Source organism: Roseobacter sp. HKCC-CH-9351, assembly GCF_037830295.1.
In the GTDB taxonomy this organism is placed as follows: domain Bacteria; phylum Pseudomonadota; class Alphaproteobacteria; order Rhodobacterales; family Rhodobacteraceae; genus M30B80.
In genome coordinates, this window is record NZ_JBBLYM010000001.1 from 635,673 (window position 1) to 657,978 (window position 22,306).

21 protein-coding genes are annotated in these 22,306 nt (G+C 55.4%); 8 read left to right on the forward strand and 13 right to left on the reverse strand.

Features of this window, described 5'->3' with window-relative positions; genetic code table 11:
* Window positions 1–94 precede the first annotated feature (94 nt).
* The 6 genes from AAC632_RS03280 to idi all read left to right on the forward strand — a co-directional run bounded on the left by AAC632_RS03280 (window position 95) and on the right by idi (window position 6,603).
* Window positions 95–1,114, forward strand: coding sequence for a cobalamin B12-binding domain-containing protein (locus AAC632_RS03280; protein WP_340298148.1), 1,020 nt, complete (start codon window positions 95–97; stop codon window positions 1,112–1,114).
* Between the two features lie 21 nt (window positions 1,115–1,135).
* Window positions 1,136–2,572 (forward strand): transcriptional regulator PpsR, encoded by a 1,437-nt coding sequence (ppsR, locus tag AAC632_RS03285; RefSeq protein WP_340298147.1) that lies wholly within the window; start codon window positions 1,136–1,138, stop codon window positions 2,570–2,572.
* Window positions 2,573–2,669: 97 nt separating this feature from the next.
* The gene (gene chlG, locus AAC632_RS03290) at window positions 2,670–3,584 is read left to right on the forward strand and encodes a chlorophyll synthase ChlG (RefSeq protein WP_340298146.1); all 915 of its coding nucleotides are present in this window, start codon (window positions 2,670–2,672) and stop codon (window positions 3,582–3,584) included.
* Window positions 3,585–3,588: 4 nt separating this feature from the next.
* Entirely contained in the window at window positions 3,589–4,881 is a 1,293-nt protein-coding gene (locus AAC632_RS03295) for a BCD family MFS transporter (protein ID WP_340298143.1), read from the forward strand.
* 1 nt (window position 4,882) lies between these two features.
* Window positions 4,883–6,067 (forward strand): geranylgeranyl diphosphate reductase, encoded by a 1,185-nt coding sequence (locus AAC632_RS03300; RefSeq protein WP_340298141.1) that lies wholly within the window; start codon window positions 4,883–4,885, stop codon window positions 6,065–6,067.
* A 14-nt stretch (window positions 6,068–6,081) separates the two neighbouring features.
* The gene (gene idi, locus AAC632_RS03305) at window positions 6,082–6,603 is read left to right on the forward strand and encodes an isopentenyl-diphosphate Delta-isomerase (protein WP_317657098.1); all 522 of its coding nucleotides are present in this window, start codon (window positions 6,082–6,084) and stop codon (window positions 6,601–6,603) included.
* Here the strand turns inward: idi and dxs are convergent.
* The 13 genes from dxs to AAC632_RS03370 form a co-directional block, all read right to left on the reverse strand.
* Complete coding sequence (gene dxs, locus AAC632_RS03310) at window positions 6,600–8,549, reverse strand: 1-deoxy-D-xylulose-5-phosphate synthase (RefSeq protein WP_340298139.1); 1,950 nt, start codon at window positions 8,547–8,549, stop codon at window positions 6,600–6,602. The two genes, idi and dxs, sit on opposite strands and share 4 nt — an antisense overlap.
* A 165-nt stretch (window positions 8,550–8,714) precedes the next feature.
* A complete protein-coding gene (gene pufC / locus AAC632_RS03315; protein WP_340298138.1) occupies window positions 8,715–9,815 on the reverse strand; it encodes a photosynthetic reaction center cytochrome PufC in 1,101 nt (366 codons plus the stop codon).
* A gap of 1 nt (window position 9,816) precedes the next feature.
* A complete protein-coding gene (gene pufM / locus AAC632_RS03320) occupies window positions 9,817–10,818 on the reverse strand; it encodes a photosynthetic reaction center subunit M (RefSeq protein WP_340262654.1) in 1,002 nt (333 codons plus the stop codon).
* 3 nt (window positions 10,819–10,821) lie between these two features.
* Complete coding sequence (gene pufL / locus AAC632_RS03325; protein ID WP_317657095.1) at window positions 10,822–11,682, reverse strand: photosynthetic reaction center subunit L; 861 nt, start codon at window positions 11,680–11,682, stop codon at window positions 10,822–10,824.
* Between the two features lie 139 nt (window positions 11,683–11,821).
* Complete coding sequence (gene pufA, locus AAC632_RS03330; protein ID WP_340262652.1) at window positions 11,822–11,977, reverse strand: light-harvesting antenna LH1, alpha subunit; 156 nt, start codon at window positions 11,975–11,977, stop codon at window positions 11,822–11,824.
* A 10-nt stretch (window positions 11,978–11,987) separates the two neighbouring features.
* Window positions 11,988–12,140, reverse strand: coding sequence for a light-harvesting antenna LH1, beta subunit (pufB, locus tag AAC632_RS03335; protein ID WP_213674587.1), 153 nt, complete (start codon window positions 12,138–12,140; stop codon window positions 11,988–11,990).
* A gap of 213 nt (window positions 12,141–12,353) precedes the next feature.
* Entirely contained in the window at window positions 12,354–12,572 is a 219-nt protein-coding gene (gene pufQ, locus AAC632_RS03340; protein WP_317657094.1) for a cytochrome PufQ, read from the reverse strand.
* Window positions 12,572–14,050, reverse strand: coding sequence for a chlorophyllide a reductase subunit Z (gene bchZ, locus AAC632_RS03345; RefSeq protein ID WP_340298137.1), 1,479 nt, complete (start codon window positions 14,048–14,050; stop codon window positions 12,572–12,574). The genes pufQ and bchZ overlap by 1 nt, the downstream gene beginning before the upstream one ends.
* Window positions 14,050–15,636 (reverse strand): chlorophyllide a reductase subunit Y, encoded by a 1,587-nt coding sequence (gene bchY, locus AAC632_RS03350; protein ID WP_340298136.1) that lies wholly within the window; start codon window positions 15,634–15,636, stop codon window positions 14,050–14,052. Before bchY ends, bchZ begins: the two co-directional genes overlap by 1 nt.
* 6 nt (window positions 15,637–15,642) lie before the next feature.
* Window positions 15,643–16,647 (reverse strand): chlorophyllide a reductase iron protein subunit X, encoded by a 1,005-nt coding sequence (locus AAC632_RS03355; RefSeq protein ID WP_340298134.1) that lies wholly within the window; start codon window positions 16,645–16,647, stop codon window positions 15,643–15,645.
* Entirely contained in the window at window positions 16,644–17,579 is a 936-nt protein-coding gene (gene bchC / locus AAC632_RS03360; RefSeq protein WP_340298133.1) for a chlorophyll synthesis pathway protein BchC, read from the reverse strand. The genes AAC632_RS03355 and bchC overlap by 4 nt, the downstream gene beginning before the upstream one ends.
* Before the next feature lie 133 nt (window positions 17,580–17,712).
* Window positions 17,713–18,864: a methyltransferase gene (locus AAC632_RS03365; RefSeq protein ID WP_340298132.1), complete on the reverse strand. Its 1,152-nt coding sequence runs from the start codon at window positions 18,862–18,864 to the stop codon at window positions 17,713–17,715.
* A 3-nt stretch (window positions 18,865–18,867) separates the two neighbouring features.
* Window positions 18,868–19,740, reverse strand: a complete 873-nt coding sequence (locus AAC632_RS03370) for a polyprenyl synthetase family protein (RefSeq protein WP_340262640.1) — start codon at window positions 19,738–19,740, stop codon at window positions 18,868–18,870.
* A 132-nt stretch (window positions 19,741–19,872) separates the two neighbouring features.
* Here AAC632_RS03370 and crtD point away from each other — a divergent pair, with 132 nt between their 5' ends.
* Together crtD and crtC are read left to right on the forward strand one after the other, a co-directional pair.
* On the forward strand, window positions 19,873–21,414 hold the full coding sequence (crtD, locus tag AAC632_RS03375) for a 1-hydroxycarotenoid 3,4-desaturase CrtD (RefSeq protein WP_340298131.1): 1,542 nt from the start codon (window positions 19,873–19,875) through the stop codon (window positions 21,412–21,414).
* Window positions 21,411–22,286 (forward strand): carotenoid 1,2-hydratase, encoded by an 876-nt coding sequence (gene crtC / locus AAC632_RS03380; protein WP_340298775.1) that lies wholly within the window; start codon window positions 21,411–21,413, stop codon window positions 22,284–22,286. The genes crtD and crtC overlap by 4 nt, the downstream gene beginning before the upstream one ends.
* Window positions 22,287–22,306: the final 20 nt, after the last annotated feature.

Sequence of the window (22,306 nt, forward strand, 5' to 3'; positions counted from 1 at the left end):
TGTGACACGAGCACTAATTTCCCAATATTTTTTGCATCCAAGGCGCCCATCAGCGCTTTGGCGCTTGTTGACGCAAGGGAATTGTCAATTTTCTTTGACAGATGCGGTCGTTTGCGAGACACTTGCAGGCGAAACAACTGCCCTTGAGACAGGGCAGCGGTTGTGCAACACACGCGGCAGACAGATGACGGGCCGCGACTATAGCGGCCAATACAAGGAAAAAGATCGCCCCGATCTTTTAACACAGGCCAGTAAGACTGCCTTCTCTTCAGTCTTGTTGGTGGTGAGGAGCCGAATGACCCAAGACGGTGACACTACGTCCCGCAAAGGGACGGAAAAACGCAAGGCAGAAATTACTTCGCTGGCCAAGGCCGCGATTTCTGTTTTGGCGCGTCAATCAGCACCCACCCCCGAGGGCCTCGCGCGCCGCCTTGAAACCTTATCAGAGGCTTTCATCTCGCCCGAAGAGGCGCATCGTCACGATGCCCTCACCAAGCTGGCCCAAGAAGGTGTCAGCATCGAGGATACCATTGACTATGTCATTCCAGCGACCGCCCGTTTGATGGGGTTCCGATGGGCGAATGACAGTTTGAGCTTTGCCGAGGTTTCCATCGGCTCGGCCCGATTGCAGGAAACAGTGCGTGGACTGACCACGCAGCAACGCCACGAAATTGTCAAAAACCGCGGCACGATTCTATTGGTTGTTCCGTATCCTGAGCATCATACGCTCGGTGTATTTGTTGTTACCGATCAGCTTAGACGGCGTGGTTACGATGTTCATATTTCCGTGTCTCAACACGCAAGGCAGGTTGCCGAGCGGGTGAAGCGTTTTAAGTATGACATGATAGGTGTAACGGCGGCTGGACGGCGAACGCTTGCATCCGTAAGGGATTTGGTGGAAATAATAAAACAGAGCGTTCCTTGTATAACGCCCGTCATCGTGGGGGGGTCTATTGTTGACTCTGGCCTCGATACGGTCGGCATCACAGGGGCGGACTTCGCGACCGCTGATATCGAAGCTGCGCTTGAATTTTGTGGGCTAACAAAAACAGACGTTGGGCCCGCCGAAGCGTTGCAAGGCACTGAACGAAACGATGCGACCGAGAACAGGTAACGGAAACGGACGGAACGTCGTATGAACACGCGCGGAACAGATTTTTGGGATCAGCCCGCAGGCTCGCCTATCGCGCCTGAGCATTTTAACGATATTGTCGCGACTGCGGCGGATTTAGCGATTGTGCTAGACACATCTGGTCTTGTGCGTTCGGTTATCACCAATCCCCTGAACCCCAGTTTGGGCCGTCTCGACCATTGGAAAGACCGCGATATTCGCGAATTCATGGCCGAAGATTCGCTATCCAAACTAGAGGCACAGCTCGAGGCCTATCGGGGCGGCAAGAAAAACAAAGTCGAAGCGATTGAGGTCAATCACTACGACAATGCCAGTTGGGAATTCCCAATTCGCTACACGCTCCACAAAACGGGGCGGGATGATGTTATTCTCATGCTTGGCCGCGATCTGCGTCCAATTGCGGAATTGCAGCACCGCTTGGTCAAAGCACAGCTTGCCCTTGAAAAAGATTACGAAACCCACCGCGATTACGAAACACGCTACCGCGTGATCATGGAAGCCGCGCGCGATGCGCTTATTTTGGTGGATGTGAATTCTGGTCGGATCACCGATCTTAACACCGCCGCCGCGCAGGCGCTGGGTGGCACGGCTGATAGTCTAACTGGCGCCACCTTTGCCACTGAATTTGAAGGCAAACGGCGGGTTGAATTCATCGAAACCTTGGTGGCGCGCGCAGGTGACAGCATCGGTGGGCCGATGATTGTCACGACCAAGCGACAGAATAAATCTGTATCGCTTTATCCATCGCTGTTCCGTGCTGCGGGCGACAATACATTGCTCTGCCGGATTGAACTTGATGGCACCTCTGAGGTGATCGCTGCCGAGCTGTCTGAGGCGATGGCAATCCTCTATCAACATGGTGCAGATGCGATTGTCTTTACAGATAACCACGGCACCATAAAATCTGCGAATGACGCGTTCCTTGGCCTCTGCGATACAGCGCGGCTGAGCGATATTCGCGGAAAGTCCCTCAGTGAGTTTTTGATCCGTGGCAGCGTTGACATGAAAGTGTTGATCGACAACGCCTCGCGCGCGGGGAAAATGCGAGTTTATTCCACGCGGCTTGAGGGCAGCTATGGCTCAGAGCTTTCGGTCGAGATTTCTGCAACCCATATGATGGGTCAATCCATGGGCGGTTTTGCCTTTGTGATCCGTGACACATCTCGAATGGAAGTTGTGCGCGAGCCAAGATCACCGCTTCCTGCAGGCGCGCCTGTAGGTGATGATGCGATGCGCAATGTGATGGACTTGGTGGGCTCCGCACCCCTCAAAGAAATTGTCGCAGCAACCACCGATGTGGTTGAGAAGATGTGCATCGAAACCGCCGTAGAATTGACGGATAACAACCGCGTTGCAGCCGCCGAGATGTTAGGCCTGTCGCGTCAGTCACTCTATGTGAAACTGCGCAAATACGGGCTTTTGAACAAGAACGGCCAGTAAATCTCCCTTAAAACTTGGGCATAGCGCGTCTTTTGGCGCGTGCGTCAAGTATAGTTTACACTTGCCGAGTCGCTTACTGTCAGTGTAACTTGACAGTATGAGCGTAACGACCGACACGCATACCCGCCAGACCCCGCGTGCCTTTCCTGAACCACGCGCCGTCTTGACGCTCCTTAAACCCATTACATGGTTTCCCCCAATGTGGGCTTATCTTTGCGGCGCAATTTCTACAGGAGCGGCAACTTCAGGCCATTGGTTGGGCTTGGCTTTGGGTATTATCTTGGCGGGGCCGATTGTCTGCGGGATGAGCCAAGCAGCCAATGATTGGTGCGACCGACATGTGGACGCGATCAACGAACCCTATCGCCCCATCCCTTCGGGGCGCATCCCTGGGAAATGGGGATTGTGGATTGCAATTTTCATGTCAGGCGCCGCCGCCATCATCGGGCTTGCGCTTGGGCCTTGGGGATTTGGCGCAACGCTTGTGGCGATCGCCGCTGCTTGGGCCTACTCCGCCGAGCCTGTGCGCCTGAAAAGATCTGGCATTTTGGGGCCTGGATTGGTTGGTCTGTCCTATGAAAGCTTGCCTTGGTTCACGGGCGCTGCGGTTTTATCGGCAGGTGCGCCGTCTTGGCCCATCGTGATAACGGCGCTTCTGTACGGCATTGGCGCGCATGGGATCATGACGCTCAACGATTTTAAGGCCTTGGAAGGCGACCGCCAAATGGGCGTGAATTCGCTGCCCGTAACCCTTGGCCCACGCCGCGCCGCATTGGTGGCGGCATGGGTGATGGCCATTCCCCAATTCATCGTCATTCTTTTGATGTTCCACTGGGACAGGCCTTGGTTCGGCTTTTTCATAACGGCCTCGCTGTTGGCGCAAATCGCCGCGATGCAGGTTTTAATGCAGAACCCAAAAGAACGCGCGCCTTGGTATAATGCCACAGGCGTCTCGCTTTATGTCTCGGGCATGATGATCGCGGCCTTTGGCCTGCGCGGCTTGGGGGGATAGCGGCATGAGCCTGACATGGGTGCAGATTATTCGACTTGGGTTTATTCAGCTGTGCCTTGGCGCAATTGTGGTTTTAACAACCTCGACCCTAAACCGCCTAATGGTTGTGGAATTGGCCCTGCCAGCGATCCTGCCTGGCCTCTTGGTTGGGTTGCATTACGCCATTCAAATCACTCGACCCCAATGGGGTTATCGCTCCGATACAGGCCGGTCACGTAGCCGTTGGATCATCGGGGGCATGGCTATTTTGGCGAGCGGCGCAGTTTTGGCGGCCTATGCGCTGTCGCTTTTTGCAAGCCATTACATGCTCGGCCTATCCGTCTCCATCTTGGCCTATGTGATGATCGGTGTTGGGGTTGGGGCATCTGGCACATCACTTTTGGCGCTTTTGGCAACCGCAACCGACCCTGCGCGCCGTCCTGCTGCGGCCACCATCACATGGCTTTTGATGATATTCGGCATTGCCGTAACCGCTGGGGTCGCTGGTCAATTCCTCGACCCCTATAGCCATACGCGACTGATGGCTGTGGTCAGCGTGGTATCATTTGGCGCGGTGGGTCTGACGATTTTGTCGATCTGGGGTATTGAAGCGAAGGTCACCGCCCGCGCCGAAGAACAATCCGCGCCCTTTTTGGAGGGCTTGCGCGAAATTTGGGCCGAGCGCAAAGCGCGCCATTTCACGATCTTCGTGTTCCTCAGCATGTCTGCCTATTTCATGCAGGAATTGATCCTAGAACCCTATTCGGGCCTCGTGTTTCACTTCACCCCAGGTCAATCAACCTCCCTCTCTGGCGCACAAAATGGCGGCGTGTTTTTGGGTATGGTCTTAGTGGGCGTTGCGGGAACCGCGCTGCGCCTTGGCAGCCTCCGCCAATGGGTGGTGGGGGGGTGTTTAGGGTCTGCTGCCGCGCTCCTCGTGATTGCATGGCTTGGTCAAATCGGGCCAAGCGCACCGCTTTTGCCCGCTGTGGTGGCCATGGGGTTTTTCAACGGCGTTTTCGCTGTTGCGGCCATCGGATCTATGATGGCGCTTGCAGGCGAAGGCCGCACCGCCCGCGAAGGCACAAGAATGGGCCTTTGGGGGGCAGCCCAAGCAATTGCCGCAGGGTTTGGTGGTCTGATCGGCGCCGCCCTTGTTGATCTGGCGCGCCCTGTGATGGGCGATGCCGATGGGTTTGCCACCGTGTTTCTATTCGAGGCCGCACTTTATATCGCATCCGCCCTTATGGCGGCACGCGTGATTACAGGGCCCGCGCAACCAAGACTTTCCACGCCCCTTTCAGTGCCAGGAGAATAAAATGGATTATGATGTTGTAGTCGTAGGGGGTGGCCCATCAGGGGCGACCGCCGCACATGATCTGGCGCTGTCTGGCCATCGTGTTGCTTTGTTGGATCGCGCAGGACGGATCAAGCCCTGCGGCGGCGCAATCCCACCCCGCTTAATCGCTGATTTCGACATTCCAGACGCGCAGATCGTTGCGAAGATCACAACGGCGCGGATGATCTCACCAACAGGGCGCAAAGTGGATATCCCGATTGAAAACGGCTTTGTTGGCATGGTGGATCGGGAAAATTTCGATGAATTTCTGCGTGTCCGCGCCGCCGACGCAGGGGCCGAGCGTTTCACAGGCACCTACACAAAGATCGAACGCGATGCACAAGGCACACATGTCATCTATCGCGACAAAGAAACAGGCGACACCCGCCGTTTGACCTGTGCGGTGGTCATTGGGGCGGATGGCGCGCGCTCGAACGTAGCGCGGGACGAGGTCAAGGGCGGTGATCGCATTCCTTACGTCATTGCCTATCACGAAATTGTCGAGGCCCCCGAAGGCGGCACCGATGCTTATGACCCGGATCGTTGTGATGTGGTCTATGACGGACGGATCAGCCCTGACTTCTATGGTTGGGTTTTCCCACATGGGAAATCCGCATCCATTGGTATGGGGTCGATGGATAAAGAGGTTGATTTGAAAAAAGCCACCGCTGATTTGCGCGCGTTTTCACATCTGGCCAATTGTAAAACCATTCGCCGCGAGGGAGCGCCTATTCCCCTCAAACCGCTCGACCGTTGGGACAATGGGCGCGATGTCGTGCTTGCGGGCGATGCAGCAGGGGTGGTTGCCCCCTCTTCGGGTGAGGGAATTTATTATGCCATGGTGGGTGGCCGTGTGGCGGCCACAGCCGCCACAGCAAAGCTGCAATCAGGCCGTATCAAAGACCTAGATCTGGCGCGGCGGTTGTTCATGCGCGAACATAAGGGCGTGTTCAAAGTTTTGGGTGCGATGCAAAACGCCTATTACCGATCCGATGAGCGGCGTGAGCGGTTTGTCAGCCTGTGTCACGATATTGATGTGCAGCGCCTGACCTTCGAGGCCTATATGAACAAGAAACTGGTCAAAGCGCGGCCTTTGGCGCATATCAAGATCGGTGTTAAAAATCTGGCCCATTTGACGGGTTTAATTTCTGCGACACGTGTGTAGCGATGGATGATGTCATGATCCCTGCATGGATCGGGGATGAGCTAAAACCCGTAGACAAGCTGTTGGCGCATCAGCGCGGACTGCGTCATAAGGCGATTTCCGTCTTTCTGATGCGCGGGACAAAGGTATTGATGCAGCGGCGCGCCTTGTCCAAATACCATACACCTGGACTTTGGACGAACACCTGCTGCACCCACCCACATTGGAACGAAGATGCACTTAGCTGTGCGCAACGCCGATTGGGCGAGGAACTGGGCCTACCCATCATTGCGTTGGAAAAACGCGATCGCGTGGAATACCGCGCGGATGTTGGCGGCGGGCTCATCGAGCATGAACTTGTCGATATATTTGTCGGCGCGTTGCCCCCTCAGATTGAGCCAACACCCAATCCCGATGAAGTGGTCGATATTGCTTGGATGGATCTCGATGGTCTATCCGCCCGCGTCAAAGCAGCGCCGCAGAGCTTTACCCCTTGGCTCAGGATCTATCTTGAGGAACACGCGGCAAAGATTTTTGGCGCTGACGCAAAGGTCTAGCGTTTCAATTTTGCGACTTTGCTGTCCTGCTCAAAATTCGGCGCGGCAATGCCAAGCGCGGCCAAGCCTGCGCGCATAATATCATCAGTCGCCAATCCCGCATCGCGATACATCGCCTTGGGGCTTGCATGTTCAATGAACCGATCAGGCAGATGCATGGTGCGGATAGACACGCCACCATCCAAACGGCCTGTGGCGGCAAGATGATGTAAAACCAAGGCACCAAACCCGAGTGCAGAGCCTTGTTCAACAGTGACAATAGCCTTGTGATGGGCGACCAGATCATTCACCAAATCTGTATCCAGCGGCTTGGCAAATCTTGCATCCGCGATGGTGACAGAGATGCCGCGCGCGGCCAAGGCGGCGGCAGCTTCCTGCACTTCGGACAAATGCGCCCCAAGGCTCAGCAGGGCAATATCACTGCCTTCTTGCAGAATGCGTCCCTTACCAATTTTCAATATCTGCCCGTTTTCAGGCATGGCAACGCCAGTGCCCTCACCGCGCGGATAACGCAGCGCAATTGGCCCATCGTCATAGGCGACAGCAGTCGCGATCATATCGACCAACTCCGCCTCATCCGCACAAGCCATCACCACCATATTGGGCAGGGCCGCGAGGTAATTAATGTCAAATGCGCCTGCATGTGTCGGGCCATCGGCGCCTACCAATCCTGCGCGATCAATCATAAAGCGCACAGGTAAATTTTGCAGCGCCACATCATGCACAATCTGATCATAACCGCGCTGAAGGAAGCTAGAATAAATCGCGCAAAATGGCTTGAGGCCACCTGCGGCCAAAGCGGCGGAAAATGTCACCGCATGTTGTTCAGCAATACCCACATCGAAAATACGATGTGGCATGGCCTGCTGCATTACGTTCAGACCAGTGCCGCCTGGCATGGCCGCTGTGACACCAACGACTTTGGGGTCATTTTGCGCCTCAGCCAAAAGGCGTTTGCCAAAGACGCCCGTATAACTAGGCGCATTGGCGGTAGCCTTTTGCTGAACACCAGTTTTCGGGTCAAATTTCGCCACACCATGATAGCAATCATCCGCCATTTCGGCAGGCGCATATCCCTTGCCCTTTACTGTCACCGCATGGATTAAAACAGGGCCAGTGGCATGGGTTTTCGCATGGCGCAGCGTCTCTAGGAGCGCACCCATATCATGACCATCAATCGGGCCGATATAGTCAAAACCCAAATGCTCAAACAGGTTTTCCCCATGCGGCAGATCGCCAATTTGCGCTTTTACCAATTCTCGCGCACGGGTCGCGCCCGCACGAAATGGCTCGGGCAAAAGGGGCACCATGCCATCGGCAATATCCTTTAATGCCGAAAGCGGCGAATGTTTCGCCAAATCTTGCAGATAGCGGGACATAGCCCCAACTGGGGGCGCAATGCTCATATCATTGTCATTCAGGATCACGAATAAGCGCCGCCCTAAATCGCCCGCGTTGTTCATGGCCTCATAGGCCATACCTGCGGAAATCGATCCATCGCCGATGACGGCAATAGCTTCTCCAGTGGCCTCACCCAATTCACGCGCCATGGCAAAGCCCAGCGCAGCAGAAATTGACGTGGAGCTATGTGCCGCACCAAACGGGTCAAAAGCCGATTCACTGCGTTTTGTAAAACCCGACAAACCACCCTCTTGGCGCAAGGTGCGGATGCGATCACGCCGACCCGTCAGGATCTTATGCGGATAGCATTGATGCCCGACATCCCAGATTAGCTTGTCATAGGGAGTGTTGAACACCGCGTGGATTGCCACAGTGATCTCAACGACACCAAGGCTTGATCCCAGATGGCCGCCCGTTTCCGACACAGCGGAGATCGTCTCAGCGCGCAACTCATCCGCAAGGCGGGCCAATTCGTCATCGCTCATGCGGCGCAAATCTGCGGGGCTATGAATGCGATTTAGAAGCTCGGTCGTTGGTCGTGTCATCTTTCCAGCCCTCCCAAGCCAGAAAAAACCACGGGTGGGTAAACCCCAAACCCGTGGCAAGGCGCACCTACGAAGGGACGATAGGTGAGTTCTGATGGTCTGATCTGTTCTGCGATATAGTATCTATACCGCAGAACAGGGTTTTATTTTGGCCGCAGCCAAACATCACTGAAAGGCCGAATAGTCAGGCTCGCCTGATGTTGTGGCAAGCTCAGGCCAATTCACGATCACGTTCAAGCCACGCAGTGGACGCTGCTGCCCCTGGTGACAGGTGCGACAGGCCAGTTTAGGCACATCACCATGCACAGGCCCAAGTCGTTCTGCAGGCAGAACATCAGCCAATGGCAGGACGTAAAGGTCAAGCGCCTCTTGCACCATCTGAATGCCAAGCGTTGCAGTCGCCCATTGTGGGGTGACCTGTGCCGCATCGTAAAAGGCCCGCGTGTTGTGACAGAAGGTGCAGTTCACGCCCAAAGAATTCGCAATGTAATTCATGAAGGCATAAGTGCGTTCTGCATGTTGGATCAGCGGATCCCCGTCCATCTGCTGCACGCGCGAAGCTAGATCATGCACACCGATGCGGTTATACTGGCCATCTTCGTTCAAGAGCAGGTAGGTTTCCAGATAATCCGAGGGCAATGATGTCGAGTTTGACACCATCGTCACGCGGTTCTGGTTTGCTGACCAACCGCCTGCGTTTTCATTCACAGGCGACACTTCGAACCAGATATTATTTGGCACGGGCTGACCACGGTGACAGGTGTAGCAGGTGACACCCACTTCCGCATTGGCGTTAACGTGACCCCCCCAGAATTCATTAATATTCTGGGTCATCTCGATCATGTTCCGCGCCACCACAGTTTGGTAGTTTTCCTCGCCTGCAAAGAGGTCGGGGATACCTGTCCAAATACGCATTGCCTCGATTAATCGATCATAATTCTCAGGTGTCAAATAACCCAAGGTTGGCTCTGCATCTGCACGCACGATACGGATCGGACGCGCATTGGCTTCGGGAACAATTGGCTCGGTGGTGTAGAAATTATCCGCGTCAGGATAAGAGGCCGCTAAGTCAGCTTGGAATTCAGGCACACCCATCCCTGTCCCGCGCGGGCCAGTTTGCAGCGTGTCTGTTTTGAACGGCTGACCGAAATTCACCAGCATTGCTGCTACAAAGACCGCAGCTCCGGCCGCACCAACTAAAATGGCAGGGCCAAATACATTAGTTGGATTTTTCTCGTTCCATTCGTTGAACCATTTAGGCAACATCTTAGTTTCCTCCCGTGGTTTGACCAAGGAAGCCCTCGTAGCTACCGTAAGCTTCATAACCATAGGGCGCGAGATACTCTGGTGCAAAATTATGCTCCTGCGCCCAGATGAACCAATTATCCACCACGGTTCCTGTCAAAAGGATGCCGATGCCACCTGTGATCGGGGTTAAGACCGCAAACCACCAAGCCCAACGGTGAATCCCCTCCATTGTGGCGTTAAAGCCCATCGTCCAGCGCCAGAACAAAGCGGCGCGTTCGGATGCCGTGCCACGATCATAGATCTGTTCCAATTCACGGTCGCCACCAAAGCGCGACACCGCCAGAATGGTCGCGCCATGCATCGCAAAGAGCAGAACCGAGCCATAAAGAAACACAATCGAAAGTGCGTGGAACGGATTATAATAGAGGTTCCCGTAGCGGATTGAGAAGGCTGTCGTCCAATCTAGGTGTGGGAAAATGCCATAAGGCACCGCCTCACTCCACTGGCCCATCAAAACGGGGCGGAACAGACCCAACACAAGGAACAACCAAATCGCTGCCAAAAAGGCCCAAGCGATATGTTTGCCCATCTTATGCTGTTCAGCCAAAAGATAGGTGCGCAACCACCATGACATTACCGAAACAAGTAGAAAGAAGCTTGCGATTATATACCAGCCGCCTTCGTTCAGCGGTGGAATGCTCAGACCATATTCAGGCCCAGGAGGTTCAAGCGCCAACCAGAACAGTTGACGAATAAACTCGGGGATCGACCAACCCACTTGGGACAGCATGTTGAGGCCAACGATATTGAACCACAGCAAACCTGTCGCCAAGCTGATGGTCCCTGCCCAACCCAGATATACGGGGCCAAGCTGCGCGTTGCCGATCAAACCTGCAAGGGTCGAGAAGGAGGCCGACTTAGTGCGCTCAGCCGCCAGATTGTTTTCATTGTCCATCCCCATCTCGGGACGGCCTTGCACCTGCACCTGCGTGAAGATGTTTTGATATTCGAAATACGCCATGGTTTACATCCCTCCCGAAACCGCGTGGATCGGGCTTGGATCTGGCCAGATCGGCAGTGTCAGCCACCAATTCCACCATTCAGGCCAACCGCTTGTCCAAACGGGGCCAGAGATCACGATACAAACCGCGCTCCAGAAACCAGCATTCAAAGCCAGCAACAGACCCAAGCGGTGTATCCCTAAAGTGCCAATAGAATAGCCGATGAAATCACGGAAGAACGTATCTTCATGATCAGGGCTTTTCGCTTCTTCGCCTTTTTCAGGATTCGCCGCGGATAGGATCAAACCACCATGCAGCGCCAATGCGAGGGTCGTGGTGAAGAAGAAGGTCACCGCAATCATATGGGCTGGGTTATAGTGGAAATGCAGATAGGAATACCCAACGTTGGATACCCAATCGAGGTGGCTAAAGATACCATAAGGGAAGCCATGGCCCCATGCGCCAAGCAACAAGGGGCGCACAACAACCAATGTAACATAAGCCAAAATCGCGAAGCTAAAGGCAAATGGAACATGATAGCCCATGCCAAGCTTTCGACTGATTTCAACTTCTCTTAAGGCCCAGGATACAAAGGCGCCAACGGCACAAATCGTTATGATTTGCCAAAGGCCGCCTTCGAGCAGCGGGGCCATGCCCAACCCGTAAGAGAGATCAGGTGGGGCAATATTGATCGTCCAAGGATTGAACGTGCCTTGCATGGCCGCCCCCCAGAAGATCAAGATGGTTCCAAGGGCAGCGAAGAAGATCGTGGTCACCCCAAAGAAGCCCACATAGAAAGGGCCAACCCAGAAGTCGAACAGATCGCCGCCAATCAGCGTCCCTCCGCGGACGCGATATTTTCTTTCGAAGCTTAGCAAAGCCATGCGTCTGTCTCCGCGTTTGGCGGCTTTGGATCATCTCCACTTAGCCGTCCGTTATTGGTCGGTTAGCTGCGGGCGGGCAGCCCGCCCGCAGCGATGTCATAAGGCATATCAGGCGCGCCGCAGGCGGCAGGCCTAACTCTTACATGCCTGCTGCAGCTGCACTCTCAAACCAGTTGAGACCCGAGCTCAGAACCACCAAGTGGATCATTGCAGCGAGCAAGAAGAGAAAGACGCCCTGAGCCACGAAGACGCGGCGCGGGTCGAAGATCAGCCAGATTTTGTAAAATTTGGACATGTCTTACTCCTCAGCCGAACCACGGGCGCCAGATATACGTGGCGATATGAGCAAGCAGGGCGATACCTGCGAACAGCCAAAGGCCGCTCATATACACCGAGTGGAGCTCTTGCGCCTGCTCGTCGGTCAGACCTGTAAAGGACAGATCGGTGTTACCAGCCATGAACTTTCCTCCGGAACGTTTGACTAGTGCCGCACACCCTGCGGCCGGGCCCCGACAAAACCTCATTGTCTTGTCGGCATTCCACCCACGCGGGTAGTCAACCCGCATTGGCGAACTTGTGTCGGCTCCGGTCGTCACGCCGAAAATTTTATCGTCTCACCTATGTGCCTCGACCGGGTCTAATCGGTCTCGAACGGCGGCTTAGCGAGAGGATCAGGCCGAAAAAATCATCGGCGTGATAATCCGCGCCTGGCTCCAAGCGCGCTTTACGGGGCCTTTTTCCGTCAAGCTTCCTGTGCGCAGCGCAGCCAAGCCCCAAGTGAGCGTGGCAAGCGGCAAGGTCGCGAGAAAAATGATCCCGAAGTAAATCATGAACTCCGTTTTGGGCGGCTTTGACCGCGCAATTTGGGTGTTGGAGCTAATATCTGTCATTATGCGCCTCCCTCGTTCAGCGTCTCAAAACGGCGCGGCGCGAGTTGCGCCACCGTTTCTTTCACGACCCGCTCAGCCCCGCTTTCAAGCGCGGCTTTTTCTGCGGCATCGCGTAAGGTTTTGGCCGCCGAAATCCGTGTCAAAACGGGGTGTTCGGCAACAATTTTGTCGAGCAACGCCTGCGCATCAGCGTCCCATGGGAAATCGCGGCGCAATGTTGTCGGGGTTGCTTTGGCGCTGTCCATCTCGCTGCCAAGCGGAAGAATATGGAACAGGGCATCAAACAGGCTGTTGCAGATTTCCTGCAAAAGATAAGTCGCGCCTGCATATCCCATGAAGGGCGTGCCTATGGCGCGGCGGATCGCGGCGCCAGGGAAACTTGCAGGGATGAAAGACGGGCGAGGGCCATGGCCCGCGCTCATTTCCGCGAGATACATCTTCTCATTGATGGAGCCCATCAAGACCAAGGGACGCTTTGCAGAAATCAGGCTGCGCACTTCGTCATTGTTGGTTTTTTTGCCCGCTGTGCGTGCCACCGCAAAAGCACAGGGCAGCCCAAGATCACTTTCAAGGAAATGCCGAATGCCACGGGTGTAGGTTTCGTTCGCCACGATGCCAAAATTGGCCGTTGCGAAGAAATCTTGCGTGACCGACCGCCACAAATCCCAAACAGGCTTGAGGGTCGAATGCTTTTCGCGGGTGATAAAAGGCTCGGGATCTAGGCCCAGCATCTCGCCCAATTGGCGCAGGAATTTCGTGGTCGACTCAACCCCAATGGGCGCTTGCAAATAGGGCTTGCCCAAAACCTCGGCCAAACCGCGCCCAAATTCGCGATACATCACGATATTGGCATCGGCATTAACCAAGTTGCGCATTTCGGCCAAATGGCTGCCCAATGGCATGACCATATTCACTTCGGCCCCGATACCTTCCACAAGGCGGCGAATTTCATGCAGATCAGAGGCCATATTAAAGGTGCCATACATCGGCCCAAGAATATTGACCCGCGGCGCAGAACCTTCTTCACGCTGTTTCTCGGGCGGCATACGCCCCTTGGTCATGCCAAATTCCGTGAAAATCCACGTCATGGCACGATCTGCGGCCTCCCATTGATCTTCATCAATGGTGCGCGGCAAAAAGCGTTGAATATTGGTGCCTTGCGGTGTGACCCCCCCGCCTATCATCTCGGCAATCGAGCCCGTGACAACAACGGCAGGAAGCGCGGGGTCTAGCGTGCCCCAAGCGCGTTTCATCGCGCCCTCAGTGCCATCTCGGCCCAATTCTTCCTCGCCAAGACCCGTGGTCACAATCGGCAATTCATGGGGTGGCAACGCATCGGTGTAATGCAGAACCGATGTGACGGGCAGGTTTTCACAACCCACTGGGCCATCGATGACCACCTGCAATCCTTTGACGGCGGTAAAGGCGTAAACCGCCCCCCAATATCCGCCCGCGCGATCATGATCTTGGATCAACATCAGATCATCTCCTGCGCTTTGGCGGCACGGGCCGCTTTGTCGAGTTTTTTCTGATGCGTGGCGCGGAAATCAGGCCGCTCATTTGGGCTGCCTTCCCAAATGCCTGCCGTATCCGCGTGACCGACACCTTCAAAGAAGGCGCGCATATGATCCATGCGATCTTTGTTGGACATGGCAGCGTTGACCACCTGCGCCAAAGACCCTGCACCCGCTGGCCCCATCAAAGGACGCGCGGAAATCAAATTGGTGAAATACAGGCTTGGGATGCCAAGCTCTTTGCCCTTCTGCACAACAGGGGTCGTGCCGATGGCAAGATCAGGCTTGATTGCTTCCATCGCGGCGCAGTCATCTTCGAGACTTGCGCGGAATTTAACCTTAACACCCTTGGCTGTTAGCCAGTCCAAATCAGGCTCTGACCAATGTGTTTTCGGGCAGGCCGTGCCAACATAGGGCACATCGGCCCCACTCTCGATCAGCAGGCGCGCGACCAAAAGCTCTGACCCCTCATAGCCCGACAAGGTGATCGTTCCGTTGATCTTTTGGGCGGCAAGCGCACCCTTGATCGCGGGCAAAAAGGCGTTTTGCGCAGCAGCAATCTGATCCGCCGCAACACCATAAGCCGCACCAATCGCAGACAGCCATGCGGCTGTTCCGTCATATCCAACGGGGGCGCTGCCAATAATCGTGCGGCCTGCGGCCTGAAATTCTCGGATGGCGGATGTGTAAAACGGGTGGATTGCTGCCACCACTTCGCTATCCAAGGCAGAATAGAGCTCGCGCCACTCACGGCAGGGAACGACCGGACCTGCCGCCAGACCGAGCGGCGCGAGCATCCCACCAATCCCAATGGGATCGGCTGGGAACATCTCGCCCAACAGGGTCACTGTCGGGCGATCTGATTTGCCCGAAACAGGGGCTTGGACGGGGCCAGCCTCCACCTCTTTACGGGCATAATTCAACATAGCGCCTGCAAGCACATCTTTGGCTTCGGCATGGGTGGGAATTCCAAATCCTGGCACATCAATGCCCACGATCCGAACACCGTTAATCTCCTGCGGCAGGAGACGCAGCGGAACACCAGAGGCAGTCGGAACGCAAAGATTGGTCACCACAATCGCATCATAGCGCGCGGGATCTGCCATCTCGTGAACAGCATCCCGAATGTCCTCGAAGAGTTTGCCCGTAACCAAACTTTCCGAGTTGAAAGGCACATAGCCGACTGAACGGCGCGCGCCATAAAAATGGCTGACAAAGCTGAGGCCATAGACACAGCAGGCCGAGCCAGACAAAACCGATGCCACGCGGCGCATCCGCAACCCTACGCGCAAACTGCCAAAGGCAGGGCACATGCTTTGGGGTTTGTCATGCGGCCCCTGCGGGTAATCGCGGGCATATTGATCAAGGATTTCGGATTTCCCCGCCATGCGTGCGGCGGCTTCCATTTCGGCCGCCCCTGCGTGGCAACCCATACCCTGCCCCAATTCGGGCGGAGTCTGCCCATCCGAAGCGGCAGATGCATCAGCGCGATCTTGGCCGAGGATTACCTCGGCCTCATCGGCAGCATCATATCTCACTTCTTCGGACATTCTTCCTCAGACCTCGTCATAAATTACTTCAAGCGACTTTTTCGGCGCGGCGTTCTTGCCGCGCATATCGGCTTCGGTTGCAGGCTCTAGGACAATGCCCGCACCTGTATCCTTGCCATCGAAAAGGCCGATCAATTCATCTTGGTTCAGTGCCGTTGGTCGTAACGGCGGCGCTTCGCCGACATTTTCACCCAAAGCCGCAAAGAGCGCGCCCCATTGGCTTTGGTTCGTCCCAACGATTTGGTAATTCGCAGATTTCTTGCGCAGATCATCATCCGCAGGGATCGAGGCCAAAACGGGTATATTCACCGCATTGGCAAAGGCCTGAGCCTCGCCTGTGCCGTCATCTTTGTTGATGACCAAACCCGCGACACCTACATTGCCGCCCATTTTGCGGAAATATTCCACCGCCGAGCAAACATTATTCGCCACATACAGAGATTGCAGATCATTTGATCCAACCAGAATCACCTTCTGCGCCATGTCACGGGCAATCGGCAGGCCAAACCCGCCGCAGACCACATCGCCCAAGAAGTCGAGCAGGACATAGTCAAAATCCCAGTCATGGAAGCCCAGTTTCTCAAGCAGCTCAAAGCCGTGGATGATCCCACGCCCACCACAGCCGCGGCCAACTTCTGGCCCGCCAAGCTCCATCGCATAGACTCCGCCACGCTTAAAGCAGACATCCCCAATTTTCACCTCCTCGCCCGCCAATTTCTTTTTGGTCGAGGTTTCGATGATCGTTGGGCAGGCTTTGCCACCAAAAAGTAGGCTGGTCGTATCGGATTTCGGATCACAACCAATCAACAGAACCCGCTTTCCTTGCTCGGCCATGATATGGCTGAGATTGGCAAGGGTGAAACTTTTACCGATGCCGCCTTTCCCATAAATCGCAATGATCTGCGTTTTCTTAGTGGGTTCGCCCTGAGGCACTTCGAGGGTCGGCTCTTGCTGCGCCTCATCGCGCAGGCGGGCATCGAAATCCTTAAGATTGGGAACATCGAGGGTCATTCTGGCTTCTCCCAATTCAAAATCATTTTCAGGCAAGCAGCATCTTCAAAGGCTTGAGGATAAGCGAGGCTTGCCTCTGCGGCGGGCAGTTGATGCGTGATCAAACCACCAAGGCTGAGCTGTCCCGCTTCGATCAAATCGCGGGTGGCAACCAAGTCGGCGCGCGTCCATTCCGCCGCGATCCGCAGCCGCGCTTCACGCATGAAGGCAGGCGGAAAGGCGAATTCGAGAGATTCGGGATAGAAACCTGCCAAGACGACTTCACCGCCCTTGGTCAGGCGCCCGATCATTTCATCCAACAACGCCGCCACGCCCGAAGCATCGTAGATGCAGCGATAATCACGGCGCGTATCATCGGTGGAATTGGTAACGAGATATCCCTCTGCGCCTGAAACCCGGGCAGGGTTAACCTCCCATACAGTCGGGGCAAGGCCGCCCAGCGCCAAAGTAAGACGCGCCAAGAGACGACCAAAGACGCCATGACCCACGATTAAATCAGGCAAGTCATGGCCCGCGAGCGCATGATAGGCTGTGGCAGCCAAAGCCAAAAGCGCGCCTTCAGGGCCGCTGGCACGATCAATGCGCACGGCGCGCTCTGGCGCTGTAACCAACATGGAAGACGCGCCGCCAAACAGGCCACGCACATCGCCATAGCAATTCGCGCCCGGTACAAAAACATGATCACCAACTGAAAATTCGCAATTTTTCGGTGTTGAAACGACCTCACCAGCAGCTTCATAGCCCGGGATGAGGGGGTAGCCCATGCCTGGGAAGGGCGGCATGCGGCCAGACCAAAACAGTTTTTCGGTTCCAGTGGAAATGCCAGAGTGACACACGCGCACAACCATATCCTCTGGCGCAGGCGCCACGAGGCTAACCTGTCCGAGCCCTATTTTCTTTGGCCCTTCGAGTATGACGGCGGTCGCGTGCACGGTCGCACTTCCCCTTGGTTTTCGGATCAAATCGCGCCTCAAGACGCAATGAGATTCCACTGTGAGTCATGTGTCAGTTTAATATTACAGCACTGTATGTCAATTAAAATGGACAGTTTATACAAAAAGATTGTCAGCTTTTGTTGACAGTCTTTTCAGCTGTAACGATCCGCGTCACAAATGGACGCCCCGTTTTGACGGGCGAAACCCGCGCAAACCCTGCTTTCGACAATAATTCGCCGATTTGGGCGGCGCTGCGGACTGTGCCTGTGCCCATCGCCATACAATAGAGCGCGAAATACGCATCCGCGCTGCGATCTGGCGCTTCCCCGCCCGACATCGGCTCGGCGATGACGATCTTACCGCCTTCAGGCAAAGCGGCGTGAACCGATTTCAGCAATCGAAGGACGGTTTCATCTTCGTGATCGTAAAGAACGCGGATGAGGGTGATAAGATCTGGCCCAAGTGGCAAAGGATCATCGCGGAAACTGCCCGAGACAATCGTGGCCCGCGCGGCAATGCCTGCGCGCTCAAACCGATCTTGGGCCAGTGCCGCCACCTGCGGCAAATCAAAAAGGGTCACCTGAACGTCTGGATGAGCCTTGGCACAGGCCGCCAAGAACACACCCGTGCCACCCCCGATATCCATGACATGCTGCGCCTTCCCAAAGGACAGGCTTGAGAGGATTTCGTCACTTACAAGATTTTGCGTCTCTGACATCAAATGCGAATAGCGCTCTGCCGTAGCAGGATCTTCCGCGGCGGCGGCCCCAAAAACATAAGGCCAAAACCGTGCAAGGTCTGGGTCTGTTTCCCCCCGAAAAAACCCTTCCGCAGGGCCCAAATCGCGATATAGAATATCGTGGTGCAAGATCATGTCGCGCAGGCCACCCACGCCATTGATCGCTGCGCCTAACCGCGCTAAGGCATAGCGCCCATCCCGCAAACGGGTCAAAAGCCCAAGACTGGCTGCGGCCTGACATAAGACAGAAACCCGTCTTTCGGGCGCATCAATCTTTGCGGCCAATTCAGAAGGATAGGCAGGGCGGGCGCGCAAATGGCGTTGCAGATCAAGCGCAACAAAAGCCTGCAAAATCTGGCTATAAGTAAAGCCTGCCACCAAATCAAAGAGCCGCTCGCCATCCCGTTTTGCAGCCCCACGCGTAAAGAGGGAACGCGCGGCCCATGATTGAAATGCAGCCGTACCCACCAAATCCAGATAGCGCGCGCGCCATTTATCCCAAAATTTTGGGCGCGGTTCGTCACTTGGGGAAATAGCGGCCATATCTCATTCGGCCGCGTGATGTGCGGGCAAAACAGGCGTAAGCCGCTCTGCATATACGCGCACCATATCACACAGCGCCGCTTCACCCGCACAAGACGGGATCGAGGCAATCGCGCCAGATAAAATATCCTCCAACCGCGAAACAGCGCCGCGCACGCCCAGTTGTGAAACAGCATTGGGTCGCCCGTTGAGATCATCCTGACCCACAGGCTTACCCAAGGTTTTTTCATCGTAAAGCGCATCACGCAGATCATCGGCAACTTGGAATGCTTCACCAATCCGAGCGCCCAGTTCTGTCCAAGGTTCGGGATCTTCCCCCGCAGCAGCGGCACCCATTTTGGTGGCGGCAACAAACAGCGCGCCTGTTTTCGACCGATGATAGGCGGACAGGTCTATCTTATCTTCGCTTTCCCAGCCTTGGCCTGCGCAAATTCCATTGGGCATGCCTGTGGCTTGGCTTAGGATTTTGATCATCTCAACTGCCCGCAATGGATCATCCACCGCGGCACGAGCCAAGACCTCAAAGGCCAAAACAATCAGCGTATCACCTGCGAGAACCGCAATGGGTTGCGAATAAGCGATATGCACCGTGGGCTTTCCGCGCCGCAAATCCGCATTGTCAAAACAGGGCAGGTCATCATGAACGAGGCTCGCGCAGTGGATAAGCTCAATCGCCGCGCATGCCGCATTGGAAAGATTCGGCTTATCATCCCCACAGGCCTTCGCCACAGAAAGGGAGATTGTCGGCCTGATCCGCGCACCGCCCGGATTGACGGCATGATCCAAGGCTTGCGCCAATTTGCGCGGTGCAGGCTCTTTCATGGCTAAAGAGAGGGCAGAAGAGATCGCTGATTCTATGCGGGCGGACAGGGACATGGTCACTCAGCCTTAATCGAGGTTTGCGCGGAGGATCCCACGCATATGTAAATTAGACTGGACAGTTTACGGGAATATGTCAACAATATCTGACATAATCTCGCGAGTGGCCCTAATGAAAGACGCAACACTGTGACCCGCCCTATTGCACCTGTCAGGCCCCGCGCCGTGGTGATCGGTGCAGGTATGGGCGGTCTTTCAACCGCGCTGCGCCTCGCGCATGCGGGATGTCAGGTCGCAGTCTTTGATGCGATGCCCCATGTCGGCGGCAAAATGCGGCAAGTGCCATCTGCGGCGGGACCGATTGATGCGGGGCCAACAGTGGTGACGATGCGCCATGTGTTTGACGAGCTGTTTCAAACATTAGGTTTGAGGCTTGAGGATCATGTGACCCTAACACGGGATGACATCCTTGCCCGCCATTTCTGGCCAGATGGCAGCGAGTTAGATTTTCATGCTAATCTCGAAGAAACGCTTACGGCTATTGATCACTTTTCAGGTTCCAAGGCACGCGGCGAGTTTCTCAAATTCCACCAAGATACGGCCGCGCTTTTTTCAGCATTCGAGGGGCCAATGATGCTGCGCGCTCATCCGCGACAAACGGATTTGACGCTCACGGTCTTGAAATCACCCCATCTGATGCGCGCAATGGCCCCGCACCAAACTTTGGCGCAAGCGGTTTTTAAGCGGTTCAGCGATCCCCGTTTGGCACAAGTTTTTGCGCGCTATTCCACTTATGTTGGCGGCAACCCTTATCTTAGCCCCGCGCTGCTTTCGCTGATTTGGCAATCCGAGGCGGCGGGTGTGTGGCGGGTCAAAGGCGGCGTGCATCAACTGGCCCGCGCAATGCAAAATATCGGGCAATCCATGGGTATCGAGTTTCAGCTTGGGCAATCCATCGAGGCCGTTACAAAAGATGCGGATCATGTCACTGGCGTCACCCTTTCAGATGGTCGGCATGTTGCGGCAGATATTGTGGTGTTTAATGGTGACCCGCGCGCGATTCATATTGGGCTTTTGGGCCAAGACCACGCGCCGCGTGTCACCCGCGCACAGGTCGAACCGCGCAGCCTATCTGCCTATGTTTGGAGTTTCGCCTCCCGCGCTTGGGGCAAGACCCTGGCCCATCACAACGTATTTTTTGGTGATGACCAACGCAGCGAATTTGACCCTATCGAAAATGGTGCGCTGCCGCGTGATCCAACGCTTTATATCTGCGCTCAGGATTCTGGGCTCAACTCTAACACAGATACGGCGCTGCAAAGATTTGAAATTATCATGAACGGCGCGCCGACCGAGGCCCCAACAGAAAGGGAGGTGGCCGCATGTCGTCATCTGACATTCCAAACATTAGCGGATCGCGGGTTGATCTTTCCCGACCCGATCCCCGACAGCGCATTGATGACACCACAGGATTTCGCAACGATGTTTCCCGCCTCGCGCGGATCCCTTTACGGGCTGAGCCCACATGGAATGACGGCAGCATTGAAACGGCCGCGGGCGCGGACCTCTCTCAAGGGTCTATACTTGGCGGGGGGGGGCACCCATCCGGGGGCGGGAATTCCGATGGCCTGCCTCTCAGGACGGCACGCGGCCGAGGCGATCTTGACGGACCATTCTTTAACCTTGCCGTCCCGCCCAACGGCTATGCGTGGTGGTATATCGACGGCATAAGCGATGACGGAACCAAGGCTATTTCGATCATCGCCTTCATAGGTTCAGTTTTCTCGCCGTGGTATCGTTGGTCGGGGCGCAAAGACCCCGAAGATCATTGCTGCTTGAATGTTGTCACCTATGGCAAAGGCGGCCGTTGGACGATGACAGATAGGGGCCGAGATGCGCTAGAGCTTTCGGAAACAGAAATGAAAATAGGCCCTAGTCGCCTGTCTTGGGACGGTTCAGCCCTCACCATTCATATTGATGAACGCACAACACCACATGGCGGGCGGTTGCGCGGCAAAGTGACACTAACCCCACGCGCAGTGACGAATGTGGAATTGCCGCTCTGCGATGATGGTGCGCATATTTGGCGCCCTTTCGCACCCGTTGCCGATATCCAGGTTCGTCTCGAAAATGCAGGTTGGTCATGGTCTGGGCATGGATATTTTGATGCGAATTTTGGCACTCGCGCCTTAGAGGAAGATTTTGATTACTGGACATGGGGCCGCTTTCCAACGCGAGAGGGCGCTTGTTGCTTCTATGATGCAACGCGCTGCAATGGCAGCAATCTTGCGGCCGCCATTGCCTTTGATGAAACGGGCAAGGCATCGCCCGTTGATGCGCCGCGCACTGCAAGGTTTAAGTCCGCATTTTGGGGGGTGCGCCGTGAAACCCGCGCGGATCCAGATTTTGCCCCACATGAGGTTCGGCCCATGTTGGACGCCCCATTTTACAACCGTGCTATGGTGCGAACCAAAATCAATGGTGAGACCGTGACAGGGGTTCATGAATCGCTTGATCTTAATAGATTTCGCAAAGCATGGATGATGCCGATGCTAGCCTTTCGTGTGCCCCGCCGCAAAAATTGGCCGAAGCGGTGGTTGTGATCTGATCGTGCCGCTTCCAT

Excerpts from the sequence above, each read along its gene's own strand:
- ppsR (WP_340298147.1), top strand. The coding sequence starts at position 1,136 with ATGAACACGCGCGGAACAGATTTTTGGGATCAGCCCGCAGGCTCGCCT.
- pufA (WP_340262652.1), bottom strand. The coding sequence starts at position 11,977 with ATGTCCAAATTTTACAAAATCTGGCTGATCTTCGACCCGCGCCGCGTC.
- AAC632_RS03355 (WP_340298134.1), bottom strand. The coding sequence starts at position 16,647 with ATGACCCTCGATGTTCCCAATCTTAAGGATTTCGATGCCCGCCTGCGC.
- bchY (WP_340298136.1), bottom strand. The coding sequence starts at position 15,636 with ATGTCCGAAGAAGTGAGATATGATGCTGCCGATGAGGCCGAGGTAATC.
- bchZ (WP_340298137.1), bottom strand. The coding sequence starts at position 14,050 with ATGTTGATCCAAGATCATGATCGCGCGGGCGGATATTGGGGGGCGGTT.
- idi (WP_317657098.1), top strand. The coding sequence starts at position 6,082 with ATGATCCCTGCATGGATCGGGGATGAGCTAAAACCCGTAGACAAGCTG.
- chlG (WP_340298146.1), top strand. The coding sequence starts at position 2,670 with ATGAGCGTAACGACCGACACGCATACCCGCCAGACCCCGCGTGCCTTT.
- AAC632_RS03365 (WP_340298132.1), bottom strand. The coding sequence starts at position 18,864 with ATGGCCGCTATTTCCCCAAGTGACGAACCGCGCCCAAAATTTTGGGAT.
- pufB (WP_213674587.1), bottom strand. The coding sequence starts at position 12,140 with ATGGCTGGTAACACCGATCTGTCCTTTACAGGTCTGACCGACGAGCAG.
- dxs (WP_340298139.1), bottom strand. The coding sequence starts at position 8,549 with ATGACACGACCAACGACCGAGCTTCTAAATCGCATTCATAGCCCCGCA.
- pufM (WP_340262654.1), bottom strand. The coding sequence starts at position 10,818 with ATGGCGTATTTCGAATATCAAAACATCTTCACGCAGGTGCAGGTGCAA.
- AAC632_RS03370 (WP_340262640.1), bottom strand. The coding sequence starts at position 19,740 with ATGTCCCTGTCCGCCCGCATAGAATCAGCGATCTCTTCTGCCCTCTCT.
- AAC632_RS03300 (WP_340298141.1), top strand. The coding sequence starts at position 4,883 with ATGGATTATGATGTTGTAGTCGTAGGGGGTGGCCCATCAGGGGCGACC.
- pufQ (WP_317657094.1), bottom strand. The coding sequence starts at position 12,572 with ATGACAGATATTAGCTCCAACACCCAAATTGCGCGGTCAAAGCCGCCC.
- pufL (WP_317657095.1), bottom strand. The coding sequence starts at position 11,682 with ATGGCTTTGCTAAGCTTCGAAAGAAAATATCGCGTCCGCGGAGGGACG.
- pufC (WP_340298138.1), bottom strand. The coding sequence starts at position 9,815 with ATGTTGCCTAAATGGTTCAACGAATGGAACGAGAAAAATCCAACTAAT.
- AAC632_RS03295 (WP_340298143.1), top strand. The coding sequence starts at position 3,589 with ATGAGCCTGACATGGGTGCAGATTATTCGACTTGGGTTTATTCAGCTG.